The sequence below is a fragment of the Serratia sp. H402Y genome (assembly GCF_051172415.1).
Lineage (GTDB): Bacteria > Pseudomonadota > Gammaproteobacteria > Enterobacterales > Enterobacteriaceae > Serratia > Serratia ureilytica.
This window is the reverse complement of the sequence record NZ_JBPIYZ010000001.1, coordinates 1,202,188-1,215,095: the sequence shown is the minus strand read 5'-3', so window position 1 is coordinate 1,215,095 and position 12,908 is coordinate 1,202,188. Positions and strand designations below refer to the sequence as shown.

The 12,908-nt window shown below is 62.3% G+C and carries 11 protein-coding genes; 6 read left to right on the top strand and 5 right to left on the bottom strand.

Translation table 11 applies throughout. The features are described 5' to 3' along the window. The first annotated feature begins 4 nt into the window (after window positions 1-4). From potA to potD, 4 genes are all read left to right on the top strand, one after another. On the top strand, window positions 5-1,120 hold the full coding sequence (potA, locus tag ACSBQS_RS06175) for a spermidine/putrescine ABC transporter ATP-binding protein PotA (RefSeq protein ID WP_033652054.1): 1,116 nt from the start codon (window positions 5-7) through the stop codon (window positions 1,118-1,120). Next, the gene (gene potB / locus ACSBQS_RS06170) at window positions 1,104-1,964 is read left to right on the top strand and encodes a spermidine/putrescine ABC transporter permease PotB (protein ID WP_033642771.1); all 861 of its coding nucleotides are present in this window, start codon (window positions 1,104-1,106) and stop codon (window positions 1,962-1,964) included. The genes potA and potB overlap by 17 nt, the downstream gene beginning before the upstream one ends. Then, on the top strand, window positions 1,961-2,743 hold the full coding sequence (gene potC / locus ACSBQS_RS06165) for a spermidine/putrescine ABC transporter permease PotC (protein WP_033642769.1): 783 nt from the start codon (window positions 1,961-1,963) through the stop codon (window positions 2,741-2,743). The genes potB and potC overlap by 4 nt, the downstream gene beginning before the upstream one ends. Window positions 2,744-2,969: 226 nt before the next feature. After that, on the top strand, window positions 2,970-4,013 hold the full coding sequence (gene potD, locus ACSBQS_RS06160; RefSeq protein ID WP_089191573.1) for a spermidine/putrescine ABC transporter substrate-binding protein PotD: 1,044 nt from the start codon (window positions 2,970-2,972) through the stop codon (window positions 4,011-4,013). 44 nt (window positions 4,014-4,057) lie between these two features. On the opposite strand, the gene cobB is transcribed toward potD, so the two are convergent. The 5 genes from cobB to lolC form a co-directional block, all read right to left on the bottom strand. Beyond that, entirely contained in the window at window positions 4,058-4,894 is an 837-nt protein-coding gene (cobB, locus tag ACSBQS_RS06155) for a Sir2 family NAD+-dependent deacetylase (protein ID WP_047026258.1), read from the bottom strand. A gap of 91 nt (window positions 4,895-4,985) precedes the next feature. After that, complete coding sequence (gene nagK, locus ACSBQS_RS06150) at window positions 4,986-5,903, bottom strand: N-acetylglucosamine kinase (protein ID WP_434989976.1); 918 nt, start codon at window positions 5,901-5,903, stop codon at window positions 4,986-4,988. Between the two features lie 53 nt (window positions 5,904-5,956). Further along, on the bottom strand, window positions 5,957-7,204 hold the full coding sequence (gene lolE / locus ACSBQS_RS06145) for a lipoprotein-releasing ABC transporter permease subunit LolE (RefSeq protein ID WP_004941124.1): 1,248 nt from the start codon (window positions 7,202-7,204) through the stop codon (window positions 5,957-5,959). After that, window positions 7,204-7,908, bottom strand: a complete 705-nt coding sequence (gene lolD / locus ACSBQS_RS06140; protein ID WP_197749759.1) for a lipoprotein-releasing ABC transporter ATP-binding protein LolD — start codon at window positions 7,906-7,908, stop codon at window positions 7,204-7,206. The genes lolE and lolD overlap by 1 nt, the downstream gene beginning before the upstream one ends. Then, a complete protein-coding gene (lolC, locus tag ACSBQS_RS06135) occupies window positions 7,901-9,103 on the bottom strand; it encodes a lipoprotein-releasing ABC transporter permease subunit LolC (protein WP_004941116.1) in 1,203 nt (400 codons plus the stop codon). Before lolC ends, lolD begins: the two co-directional genes overlap by 8 nt. Before the next feature lie 38 nt (window positions 9,104-9,141). Between lolC and ACSBQS_RS06130 the strand changes: the two genes are divergently transcribed. Together ACSBQS_RS06130 and mfd are read left to right on the top strand one after the other, a co-directional pair. After that, window positions 9,142-9,402, top strand: coding sequence for a hypothetical protein (locus ACSBQS_RS06130; RefSeq protein ID WP_197666353.1), 261 nt, complete (start codon window positions 9,142-9,144; stop codon window positions 9,400-9,402). A gap of 10 nt (window positions 9,403-9,412) precedes the next feature. After that, window positions 9,413-12,886, top strand: coding sequence for a transcription-repair coupling factor (gene mfd / locus ACSBQS_RS06125; protein ID WP_094143686.1), 3,474 nt, complete (start codon window positions 9,413-9,415; stop codon window positions 12,884-12,886). Window positions 12,887-12,908 lie beyond the last annotated feature (22 nt).

Sequence of the window (12,908 nt, the reverse complement as noted above, 5' to 3'; positions counted from 1 at the left end):
ATAAATGACTGAGACATCCTCTCGAGCCCCCCTTGTTGAACTGCATGCCCTGAGCAAAGCGTTCGATGGCAAAACCATCATTGCCGATCTGGACCTGACGATTAATCACGGCGAATTCCTCACCATTCTTGGCCCCTCCGGCTGTGGCAAAACCACGGTGCTGCGCCTGATTGCCGGTCTGGAAGACGCCGATCGGGGCCGCATCGCGCTCGACGGCCAGGACATCACCGCCATTGCGGCCGAGCATCGCCACGTCAACACCGTGTTTCAGAGTTATGCCCTGTTTCCGCACATGTCGGTGTTCGACAACGTCGCCTTCGGCCTGCGCATGCAAAAGGTGCCGGCGGCCGAACTGACGCCGCGCGTCGAAGAGGCGCTGCGCATGGTGCAGTTGGACGACTTCGCCAAGCGGCGGCCGGGCCAGCTCTCCGGTGGCCAACAGCAGCGTGTGGCCATCGCCCGCGCGGTGGTCAACAAGCCGAAAGTGCTGCTGCTGGACGAATCGCTGTCGGCGCTGGACTACAAGCTGCGCAAGCAGATGCAGAACGAACTGAAAGCGCTGCAGCGCAAGCTGGGCATCACCTTCGTGTTCGTCACCCACGATCAGGAAGAAGCGTTGACCATGTCGGATCGCATCGTGGTGATGCGCGAAGGCCGCATCGAGCAAGACGGCACGCCGCGTGAGATCTATGAAGAGCCGAAAAACCTGTTCGTCGCCAGCTTCATCGGCGAGATCAACATTTTCGACGCGGTGGTCCTGCAACGCCTCGATCCGCAGCGGGTGCGCGCCAACGTGGAAGGCCGCGAGTGCGACATCTATGCCGATCTGCCGGTAGAACCGGGCCAAAAGCTGAAGGTGCTGCTGCGCCCGGAGGATCTGCGGGTGGAAGAAGTGAACGACAGCGCGCAGCACGACGGGCTGATCGGTTACGTGCGTGAGCGCAACTACAAAGGCATGACGCTGGAATCGGTGGTCGAGCTGGAGAACGGCAAAACGGTGATGGTCAGCGAGTTCTTCAACGAAGACGATCCGGACGTCGATCACTCGCTCAATCAGAAGATGGCGGTGACCTGGGTCGAAAGCTGGGAGGTAGTGCTGGCCGATGAAGAAATCGCGTAAAGTCTTCCAGAATGTGGTGATCGTCGGCGTCGTCGCCTGGCTGTTGCTGTTCGTGTTCATGCCGAACCTGATGATCATCGGCGCCAGCTTCCTGACCCGTGATGACGCCAACCTGGTGCAGATGGTGTTCACGCTGGATAACTACCGGCGTTTGTTCGATCCGCTGTATGCCCAGGTGCTGCTGCACTCGCTGAACATGGCGCTGATCGCCACCCTGTGCTGCCTGGTGATCGGCTATCCGTTCGCCTTTATTCTGGCGCGCTTGCCGCAGAAGGTGCGGCCGCTGCTGCTGTTTCTGCTGATCGTGCCCTTCTGGACCAACTCGCTGATCCGCATCTACGGCCTGAAGCTGTTTCTCAGCACCCGCGGCTATCTCAACGACGCGCTGCTGTGGATCGGCGTCATCGACAAGCCGCTGCGCATCATGTACACCTCGGAAGCGGTGATCCTCGGCCTGGTGTATATCCTGCTGCCGTTTATGGTGATGCCGCTCTATTCCAGCATCGAAAAGCTCGATAAATCCTGCCTGGAGGCGGCGCGCGATCTCGGCGCCAGCAAGCTCCAAACCTTTATCCGCATCATTGTGCCGCTGACCATGCCGGGCATTATCGCCGGCTGCCTGCTGGTGGTGCTGCCGGCGATGGGGCTGTTCTTCGTCGCCGATCTGATGGGCGGCGCCAAAAATCTGCTGATCGGCAACGTGATTAAAAGCCAGTTCCTCAATATCCGCGACTGGCCGTTCGGCGCGGCCACCAGCATCTGCCTGACGCTGGTGATGGGGCTGTTGCTGCTGGTCTATTACCGGGCCGCCCGCCTGCTGAACAAGAAAGAGGATCTGGCATGATCGGACGTCTGCTGCGCGGCGGCTTTATGACGCTGGTATACGCCTATCTGTATATCCCGATCGTCATCCTGATCGTCAACTCCTTCAATGCCTCGCGCTTTGGCATCAACTGGCAAGGGTTCACCACCAAGTGGTACAGCACGCTGCTCAACAACGACAGCCTGTTGCAGGCGGCGGGCCACTCGCTGACCATGGCGGTGCTCTCCGCCACCTTCGCCACGCTGATCGGCTCGCTGACCGCGGTGGCGCTGTACCGCTACCGCTTCCGCGGCAAACCGTTCGTCGGCGGCATGCTGTTTGTGGTGATGATGTCGCCGGACATCGTGATGGCCATCTCGCTGCTGGTGCTGTTCATGTTGCTGGGCATTTCGCTCGGCTTCTGGTCGCTGCTGTTCTCGCACATCACTTTCTGCCTGCCGTTCGTGGTCGTGACCGTCTACGCGCGCCTGAAAGGCTTCGACGTGAAGATGCTGGAAGCCGCGCGCGATCTCGGCGCAAGCGAGTTCACCATCCTGCGCAAAATCATTCTGCCGCTGGCGATGCCGGCGGTGGCGGCCGGTTGGCTGCTGAGCTTCACCCTGTCGATGGACGACGTGGTCGTCTCCTCCTTCGTCACCGGGCCGAGCTACGAGATTTTGCCGCTGAAGATCTATTCGATGGTGAAAGTCGGCGTCTCGCCGGAGGTTAACGCGCTGGCCACCATTTTGCTGCTGCTGTCGCTGACGCTGGTGATCGCCAGCCAGTGGGTGATGCGCGATCGCTCGCCCAAGGCCGAGTAATCCTTCCCGCCGGGCGCTGCGGCGCCCGTCTCTTTCATTGACCACAATGATATGAAAGCGGCCTTTGGTGATGGCCCTGACTCGGTTAACCCGCTGATTTGCCGCTGGGATAACCGCCTTTACCCACCCCGCCCCGGCCCCTATAATGGCCCCTTTCTGGGGTATGGCGCGGCCGAAAACGGCGGCTCATACGGGTTCGGCTCACTACTGCTGAAGGATACGCTGCATGAAAAAGTGGTCACATCTGCTCGCAGCCGGGATGATGGCGCTGAGTTTCTGCTCTGCAAACGCCTCTGACGGCAAAACGCTGTATTTCTATAACTGGACTGAATACGTCCCGCCGGGGCTGCTGGAGCAGTTCACCAAGGAAACCGGCATCAAGGTGATTTATTCCACCTATGAATCCAACGAAAGCATGTACGCCAAGCTGAAGACCTACAAGGACGGCGCGTACGATCTGGTGGTGCCTTCCACTTACTTCATCGCCAAGATGAGCAAGGAAGGCATGCTGCAAAAAATCGACAAGAGCAAGCTCAGCCACTTCAAGGATCTCGATCCTACCCTGCTGAACAAGCCGTTCGATCCCAACAACGACTACTCCATCCCTTACATCTGGGGCGCCACCGCCATCGGCGTTAACAGCGACGCGCAGGATCCGTCCACCGTCACCTCCTGGGCCGATCTGTGGCAGCCGCAGTACAAAGGCCGCCTGCTGCTGACCGACGACGCGCGCGAAGTGTTCCAGATGGCGCTGCTCAAGCTGGGCTATTCCGGCAACACCACCGACCCGAAAGAGATTGAAGCCGCCTACAACGAACTGCAGAAATTGATGCCGAACGTGCTGGCCTTCAACTCCGACAACCCGGGCAACCCGTTTATGGAAGGGGAAGTCAACGTCGGCATGGTGTGGAACGGTTCGGCCTTCGTGGCGCGCCAGGCCGGCACGCCGCTGGAGATCGTCTGGCCGAAGGAAGGCGGGATCTTCTGGATGGACAGCCTGGCCATTCCGGCCAACGCGCGCAACGTCGAAGGGGCGCTGAAGCTGATCGACTTCCTGCTGCGGCCGGAAATCGCGGTGCAGGTGGCGGAAACCATCGGTTACCCGACGCCGAACCTGGCGGCGAAGAAGCTGCTGTCGCCGGAGATCGCCAACGATCCGTCTCTCTACCCGGATAAAACGGTGATTGAGCACGGCGAGTGGCAAAACGACGTCGGCGACGCCAGCACGCTGTACGAAAGCTACTTCCAAAAGCTGAAAGCCGGGCGCTAACACGCCCGCCATCCCATCAGGGCGCGCATTGCGCCCTGATGTCTTTAGGGCTTATCGGCCCGCGCCACCTTGCCCACCAGGAATTTGTGCACAAAACGCGGCACCACTTCGCTGGCCAGGCCGTAGTGTTTCTCGTCGAACTGGCTTTCCACCTGACTCGGCTCCAGGTTCAGCTCCATCGCGTAGGCGCCGCCCAGCCGCGCCTCATGCACGAACCCGGCCGCCGGATAGACATGGCCGGAGGTGCCGATGGCGACGAAGAAATCGGCTTTGCTCAGCGCCTGGTAGATGTCGTCCATGCCCAGCGGCATCTCGCCGAACCACACCACGTGCGGCCGCAGCGGCGCCGGGAACTGGCAGCAGTGGCAACGCTCGTCGACGCTGAGATCGCCGGGCCACTCGAACACCTGGCCCGACTGGGTGCAGCGCACCTTCAGCAATTCGCCGTGCATGTGCAGCACCCGCTTGCTGCCGGCGCGCTCATGCAGGTTATCGATGTTTTGCGTGACCAGCAGGAAGTTGTCCCCCAGCCACTCTTCCAGATCCGCAAGCGCGCGGTGCGCGGCGTTCGGGGCGATGTCCTCGGTCTGCAGCTGGTGGCGACGTTCATTGTAAAACGCCTGCACCAGCGCCGGATCGCGCTGAAAACCTTCCGGCGTGGCGACGTCTTCCACCCGGTGCTCTTCCCACAGCCCATCCGCGGCGCGGAAGGTGCGAATGCCCGACTCGGCCGAAATGCCGGCCCCGGTCAACACCACCACAAACGGCTTTTTCAGCTCGGCCGCCGCCATGGTGTCACGGTGAAAAATGCGTGAACGAAAGCGCTGATGCAGCACATGCTTACTCTTGCGAAACTGACACAGCCGATGGCGAGTGTGCATTAACTCTCTCCTTACTTTTCCCTGTTTACCCTTCTTACTGGACGTTGCAGCGTTGTTGGCTGTATACATTCACGCCTGGCCGCAACGCCCATTACGTTGGGCGAGCCAAATTGAGGAACGCTGCGCCGCGCACGCCGCCGGCGTCGCCATAGCGCGCCTTCTCGATGCGCGGCAGCCGAGCCCCCCGCAGCAGGTGCGCCGGCAGCCGCTGCGGCAACGCCTGGTAAATGGCGTCGAAGTTCGACAGCCCGCCGCCGATCACCACCAGGTGCGGATCCAGCACCGTCAGCAGGTTACCCAGGCAGATCGCCAGCACGTCCATAAAGCGATCGACATGCGCCACGGCCTGCGGCTCACCCGCCTGATAATGCGCAATGATCTCGGTGGCGGGCAAGCGTCGGCCATAAAAATGGGCGTACATCCATTCAAAACCGCGGCCCGATATGTAATTTTCAATGCAACCCTGATGGCCGCACCCGCAGGCGACGCGAGGCACATCACGCCCCAGCACCTCGAGCGCGTCCACCGGCAGGCGCAAATGGCCGAACTCGCCGGCGATATAGTTGCGCCCGGGCATCGTCTTGCCCTCGACGATCAGGCCGCCGCCTACGCCGGTGCCGAGGATGATGCCCAGCACCGTCGGGTAGCGGCGGAACTCGTCGTCCCAGGCCTCCGACAGCGCAAAGCAGTTGGCGTCGTTATCGACCCGCACCTCGCGCCCGATCAGCGCCGCCAGATCGCGCGGCAGCGGCCGCCCCATCGCCGCCGGCACATTGGCGGTAAACAGCGTGCCGTCATCGTCGTTGGGCAGGCCCGGAATGCCGATGCCGACGCTGCCGCGCCGGCCACAAAACGCATCCGCCTCGAGGGTCAGCTCGCACAGCGTAGCCAGCAGTTGCCGATAATCGTCGCGCGGCGTCGGCACCCGCTTTTGCCAAATGCGCTGCAGGCTGTCGTCGAACACCCCCAGCTCAATCTTGGTGCCGCCCATATCGAAACCGTAGTACATAACCCATCCCCAGGCTAAAAAAACGGGGCGGCATCGCTGCCTCCCCGTGGGTTTTATTGTCCGCTCAGCACCCGCGCTGGATCGATGCGGCTGGCGCGCCTCGCCGGATACCAACTGGCCAACAGACTCAGCACGATAGCGGTCGCCAGCACGATCAGCACGTCCAGCCAGTGCAGCTCGGAAGGCAGGAAGTCGATGAAGTAAATATCGCCCGACAGGAAGGAGTGACCGACCAGTTTCTCGATGCCCCGGATGATGTTGGTCAGCTGCAGCGAGGCGATCACCCCGATCACCACGCCGCTCAGGCTGCCCAGCAACCCGGCCAGCAGCCCATACCAGATGAAAATGGCGCGGATAAAGCCGTCTTTGGCGCCCAGGGTGCGCAGCACCGCGATGTCGGCGCTTTTGTCTTTCACCGCCATCACCAGCGTGGAGACGATGTTGAAGCAGGCCACGCCGATCACCAGCACCATCGCCAGGTACATGATGGCGCGGATCATCTGGATGTCGCGGTACATGTAGCCGTACTTGCCGATCCAGCTCTTGATATAGATGTAAGCGTTGGTCACTTCGCCGGCGTCGCGCACCAGCTTGTTGGCGGCGAACACGTCGTTCATCTTGAGAGCGATGCCCGTGACGCTGTCACCCATGTCGAGATACTGCTGCGCATCGGCCAGCGGCACCAGCGCCAGGCTGTGATCGAGCTGGCCGCTGAGCTGCAAAATGCCGGTCACGTGCAGGCGAATACGCTTCGGCTGCAGCAGCTTCATCTCAGGGTCGCTGTTGGGGATCATCACCGTGACATAGGCGCCCTGTTTGACGCCCAGCGCGTCGGCCACGCCCTTGCCGAGGATCACCTGCTGCTCGCCGGGCTTGAAGTTGGCCCATGCGTCGCCCTGCACATACTGCGGCAGCGCGCTCAGTCGGCTCTCCTGCTGCGGATCCACGCCTTTGACTTCCACCGCGCGCAGCTGCGCGCCGTTTTCCATCAGGCCGGTAAAGTTGATGTACGGCGCGGCGGCCAAGATGCCCGGCACCTTTTCCACCCGCTGCAGAATCGACGGCCAGCCGCTGAACGGCTGATTGACCGGCTCGAGCTCGCCGTGCGGCACCACCGCCAGAATGCGGTTCTTCAGCTCGCGCTCAAAGCCGTTCATCGCGCTCAGACCGACGATCAGCACCGCCACCCCCAGCGCGATGCCAATGGTGGAGATGACCGAGATCAGCGACACCATGCCGCCGCGTTTACGGCCGCGGCTGAAACGCAGGGCCGTCAGGAAGGACAGTGAGGCTCCCGCCATTACTCGGCCCCCATCAGGGTCAGCTGCGCCTGCAGGTGGCCGTCGGCCATTTCCAACTGGCGGCTCAGGCGCTTGGCCAGCTGCAGATCGTGCGTTACCACCAGGAAAGCGGTGCCCTGACGCACGTTCAGCTCGCCGAGCAGATCGAAGATGCTGTCCGCGGTGCGCTTGTCGAGATTGCCGGTCGGTTCGTCCGCCAGCACCAGCGCCGGGTTATTGACCAGCGCGCGCGCGATCGCCACGCGCTGACGCTCGCCGCCGGAAAGCTCGGACGGGCGGTGTTTGCTGCGCTTTTCCAGCCCGACCGCCGCCAGCATCTCCCGCGCTTTCTCCTGCGCCTGCGCCGGTTTGGCGCCGCCGATCAAGAGCGGCATGGCGGCGTTTTCCAGCGCGGTGAAGTCCGGCAACAGATGGTGGAACTGATAGATGAAGCCCAGCTGGCGGTTGCGCAGCTCGGCCTTGACCGTCGAAGACATGGCGTTCAGCGATTCGCCCTTGAAGATCACTTCGCCGGAGGTCGGCGAGTCCAGCCCGCCCAGCAGGTGCAACAGGGTGCTCTTGCCGGAACCCGAGCTGCCGACGATCGCCATCATCTCGCCCTGCTGCATGGCAAAGCTGACGTTGCGCAGCACGTCGGTGTGCAGGTTGCCTTCCTGATAGGTCTTGCACAGGTTGTCACACTGCAGCAAAAGATGGTTACTCATAACGTAAAGCCTCAGCGGGTTGTACGGCGGCAGCGCGCCATGAAGGATAGAGCGTGGACAACAGGGAAACCGCCATCGCCACCACGGCGATGATCGTCACCTGCAGCGGATCGACCGCCACCGGCAGCGAAGCGCCGTCGATCAATGCGCCGAGGATCGGCATCAGGTTGTTCAGGTTGGTGGCCAGCAGCACGCCGAGCAGCGTGCCGAGCAGCGAACCGATGATGCCGGCGCTGGCGCCCTGCACCATAAATACCGACATGATCTGGCGGCGAGTCAGCCCTTGAGTCTGCAGAATGGCGACCTCGCCCTGCTTCTCCATCACCAGCAGGCCGAGTGAGGTAATGATGTTAAACGCCGCCACCGCCACGATCAGGCTGAGCAGCAGCCCCATCATGTTCTTCTCCATGCGTACCGCCTGGAACAACTCGCCCTTGCGATCGCGCCAGTCTTTCCAGACGGTGCCCGCCGGCAGCGCCTGCTGGCTGAGGGTATCGACCGTCAGCGGCTGTTGCAGGAACAGACGCCAGCCGGTGATGTTGCCGGCCGGGTAACGCATCAGGCGCGAGGCGTCCTGTTGGTTGACCAACAGCTGATAGCCGTCCACCTCGCTATTGGCATGGAAGGTGCCGATGAGGGTGAACAGGCGCTGGCTGGGGATGCGGCCCATCGGCGTGAACTGGCTGGCGCTCGGCACCATCACGCGCAGCGAATCGCCGCGCTTGACGCCCAGTTGCCCCGCCAGCTGTTCGCCGATGATGATGTTGTATTGGCCCGGCTGCAGCTGTTGCTGCTTGACGTTGACCAGATAGGGGGTCAGCGGATCGGCCTCGTCGGGATTGACGCCGAGCATCACCCCAACCGCCACGCTGCGGGCGCTTTGCAGCACCACGTCACCGGTGGTCAGCGGCGCAACGCGCGTGACGCCCTGCAGCTTCTGCACCTCGGAGGCCGGCAGCTGCTGCGGGTTGACCGATCCCTGCGGACTGGTGACCAACGCCTGCGGCATCAGGCCGAGGATGTTGTTCTCCAGATCCTTTTCGAAACCGTTCATCACCGACAGCACGGTGACCAACGCCATCACCCCCAGCGTAATGCCGATGGTGGAAAGCCAGGAAACAAACCGCCCGAAGCGGTCTGAGGCTCGCCCGCGCATGTAGCGCAGGCCAATGAATAACGCGACAGGTTGATACATGAAATCCGTTTGATAGCCGTGGCTTAAGCAAAGTGATCATGGATAATAAAGGCTCTCCCTCGTTTAGGGAACACCCGACGGCCTTTTATTGCGTGGCAGCGAAGAGGGAGACGGCGGCAGCTTCGCGCGTTATTTATCTTCAGCCGCAAAAAACAGACGGCATTAACCGGTTAAATAACCGGCAGAAAATTGATGGGCAGCGCTTTTTGCTGTGTCAGTTTGCCGGCCGCTGGGCTACTATAAACAGCATAAAGGCGCTGGGTTATCCGTGCCGGGACGCCATCCAACACATTGATTAAAGATACCTGAATGAGCACTTCCGATAGCCGTAACCGTTCTTCATCCCCCCGTTATTCTCTGCCCGATCGCGCGGGCGATCTGCGCCAACTGGGGCAACTGACCGGCGCGGCCTGTGCCGTGGAGTGCGCCGAGATCGTCGAACGCCACCCTGGCCCGGTGATGCTGATCGCGCCGGATATGCAAAACGCTCTGCGGCTGCGCGACGAGATCCAGCAGTTCACCGACCAGATGGTGACCACGCTGTCCGACTGGGAAACCCTGCCGTACGACAGCTTCTCGCCGCATCAGGAAATCATCTCCGATCGTTTGTCGAGCCTGTATCACCTGCCGACCATGGCGCGTGGCGTGATCATTCTGCCGGTCAATACCCTGATGCAACGCGTCTGCCCGCACGAGTTCCTGCACGGCCATGCGCTGGTGATGAAAAAAGGCCAGCGCCTGTCGCGCGACAAGCTGCGCGCGCAGCTGGAACAGGCCGGTTACCGCAGCGTCGATCAGGTGATGGAGCACGGCGAATTCGCCACCCGCGGCGCGTTGCTCGACCTGTATCCAATGGGCAGCGATGAGCCTTACCGCATCGACTTCTTCGATGACGAAATCGACAGCCTGCGCATCTTCGACGTCGACACCCAGCGCACGCTGAGCGAAGTCGAGGCCATCAATCTGTTGCCGGCCCACGAGTTCCCTACCGACAAAAACGCCATCGAGCTGTTCCGCAGCCAGTGGCGCGAGCAGTTTGAGGTGCGTCGCGACGCCGAGCACATCTATCAGCAGGTCAGCAAAAGCGCCTGGCCCGCCGGCATCGAATACTGGCAGCCGCTGTTCTTCAGCCAGCCGCTGCCGTCGCTGTTCAGCTACCTGCCGGCCAATACGCTGATCGTCAACACCGGCGATCTGGAGGGCGCCGCCGAGCGCTTTTGGCAGGACGTCAACCAGCGTTTCGAAAGCCGCCGCGTCGATCCGATGCGCCCGCTGCTGGCGCCGGATACGCTGTGGCTGCGCGTTGACGCACTGTTCGGCGAGCTGAAAGCCTGGCCGCGCATCGCGCTGAAAACCGATGAGCTGCCGGCCAAAGCGGGCAATACCAATCTGGACTACCATGCCCTGCCCGATCTGGCGGTGCAGGCGCAGCATAAATCCCCGCTGGATAATCTGCGCCGCTTTATTGAAAGTTTTGACGGCAGCGTGATCTTCTCCGTCGAGAGCGAGGGGCGGCGTGAAACGCTGCAGGATCTGCTCGGCCGCATCAAGCTGGCGCCTGCCTTGATCCAACGACTCGATCAGGCGGAAACCGCGGGCCGTTACATGATGGTCGGCGCCGCCGAACACGGCTTCCTCGACGGCCTGCGCCGGCGGGCGCTGATCTGCGAAAGCGATCTGCTCGGCGAGCGCGTCAGCCGTCGCCGGCAGGACAACCGGCGCACCATCAATACCGATACCCTGATCCGCAACCTGGCGGAGCTGCATCCCGGCCAGCCGGTGGTGCACCTGGAGCACGGCGTTGGCCGCTATGTCGGCCTGACCACGCTGGAGGCCGGCGGCATCAAGGCCGAATACCTGATCCTCTCCTACGCCGGTGAGGACAAGCTGTACGTGCCGGTGTCATCGCTGCACCTGATCAGCCGCTACGCCGGCGGCGCGGACGAAAACGCTCCGCTGCACAAACTGGGCGGCGACGCCTGGACGCGCGCGCGGCAGAAAGCGGCCGAGCGGGTGCGCGACGTAGCGGCCGAGCTGCTGGATATCTACGCCCAGCGCGCCGCCAAGGCCGGTTTCGCCTTCAAACACAACCGCGAGCAGTACCAGCTGTTCTGCCAGAGCTTCCCGTTCGAAACCACGCCGGATCAGGAACAGGCGATCAACGCGGTGCTGAGCGACATGTGCCAGCCGCTGGCGATGGACCGCCTGGTCTGCGGCGACGTCGGCTTCGGCAAAACCGAAGTGGCGATGCGCGCCGCCTTCCTGGCGGTGGAAAACGGCAAGCAGGTGGCGGTGCTGGTGCCGACGACGCTGCTGGCGCAGCAACACTTCGACAACTTCCGCGATCGCTTCGCCACCTGGCCGATCCGCATCGAGATGATGTCGCGCTTCCGCAGCGCCAAAGAGCAGCAACAGGTGCTGGACGACGCGGCCGAAGGCAAAGTGGACATCATCATCGGCACCCACAAACTGCTGCAGAGCGATCTGCGCTGGAAGGATTTGGGGCTGCTGATCGTCGATGAAGAGCACCGCTTTGGCGTGCGCCACAAGGAGCGCATCAAGGCGATGCGCGCCGACGTCGATATCCTGACGCTGACCGCCACGCCAATCCCGCGTACGCTGAACATGGCGATGAGCGGCATGCGCGATCTGTCGATCATCGCCACCCCACCGGCGCGCCGGCTGGCGGTGAAGACCTTCGTGCGCGAATACGACAGCCTGGTGGTGCGCGAGGCGATCCTGCGCGAAGTGCTGCGTGGCGGCCAGGTTTACTACCTTTACAACGACGTGGAAAACATCGAGAAAGCGGCGCAGCGTCTGGCTGAACTGGTGCCGGAAGCGCGCATCGCCATCGGCCACGGCCAGATGCGCGAACGCGATCTGGAACGGGTGATGAACGATTTCCACCACCAGCGCTTCAACGTGCTGGTGTGCACCACCATCATTGAAACCGGCATCGATATTCCCAGCGCCAACACCATCATCATCGAGCGGGCCGATCGCTTCGGCCTGGCGCAGCTGCATCAATTGCGCGGCCGCGTCGGGCGTTCGCACCACCAGGCTTACGCCTATCTGCTGACGCCAAACCCGAAAGCCATGGGCACCGACGCCCATAAACGGCTCGAGGCCATCGCCTCGCTGGAAGACCTCGGCGCCGGTTTTGCGCTGGCGACCCACGATCTGGAGATCCGCGGCGCCGGTGAGCTGCTGGGCGAAGACCAGAGCGGCCAGATGACCACCGTCGGCTTCTCGCTCTACATGGAGCTGCTGGAAAGCGCCGTCGACGCGTTGAAAAACGGCCGCGAACCGTCGCTGGAAGATCTCACCAACAGCCAGACCGAGGTGGAGCTGCGCATGCCGGCGCTGCTGCCGGAAGATTTCATTCCCGACGTCAATACCCGCCTGTCGCTGTATAAGCGCATCGCCAGCGCGAAGAACGACGGTGAGTTGGATGAGCTGAAGGTCGAGCTGATCGACCGCTTCGGCCAGCTGCCGGACGCGGCGCGTAACCTGTTGCAGTGCGCAGCGCTGCGGCTGCATGCGCAGAAGCTGGGGATCAAACGCATCGAGAGCAACGAGCGCGGCGGCTTTATCGAGTTCGGCGACAATAACCGCGTCGACCCGGGTTATCTGATCGGCCTGTTGCAGGGCAATCCGCAGGTTTACCGCCTGGATGGCCCGAGCAAGCTGAAGTTCACGCTCGATCTGGCCGATCGCCAGAAACGCCTGACGTTCACCGAAGAGCTGCTGAACGCGTTCCGCGAACACACGCTGGCGGCCTGAACCAACGCTTCCCGCCTGCACG

Bases quoted from the DNA above. Each gene is read 5' to 3' on its own strand.
- potA (WP_033652054.1), top strand. From the start codon at position 5: ATGACTGAGACATCCTCTCGAGCCCCCCTTGTTGAACTGCATGCCCTG.
- potB (WP_033642771.1), top strand. From the start codon at position 1,104: ATGAAGAAATCGCGTAAAGTCTTCCAGAATGTGGTGATCGTCGGCGTC.
- potC (WP_033642769.1), top strand. From the start codon at position 1,961: ATGATCGGACGTCTGCTGCGCGGCGGCTTTATGACGCTGGTATACGCC.
- potD (WP_089191573.1), top strand. From the start codon at position 2,970: ATGAAAAAGTGGTCACATCTGCTCGCAGCCGGGATGATGGCGCTGAGT.
- cobB (WP_047026258.1), bottom strand. From the start codon at position 4,894: ATGCACACTCGCCATCGGCTGTGTCAGTTTCGCAAGAGTAAGCATGTG.
- nagK (WP_434989976.1), bottom strand. From the start codon at position 5,903: ATGTACTACGGTTTCGATATGGGCGGCACCAAGATTGAGCTGGGGGTG.
- lolE (WP_004941124.1), bottom strand. From the start codon at position 7,204: ATGGCGGGAGCCTCACTGTCCTTCCTGACGGCCCTGCGTTTCAGCCGC.
- lolD (WP_197749759.1), bottom strand. From the start codon at position 7,908: ATGAGTAACCATCTTTTGCTGCAGTGTGACAACCTGTGCAAGACCTAT.
- lolC (WP_004941116.1), bottom strand. From the start codon at position 9,103: ATGTATCAACCTGTCGCGTTATTCATTGGCCTGCGCTACATGCGCGGG.
- ACSBQS_RS06130 (WP_197666353.1), top strand. From the start codon at position 9,142: ATGGATAATAAAGGCTCTCCCTCGTTTAGGGAACACCCGACGGCCTTT.
- mfd (WP_094143686.1), top strand. From the start codon at position 9,413: ATGAGCACTTCCGATAGCCGTAACCGTTCTTCATCCCCCCGTTATTCT.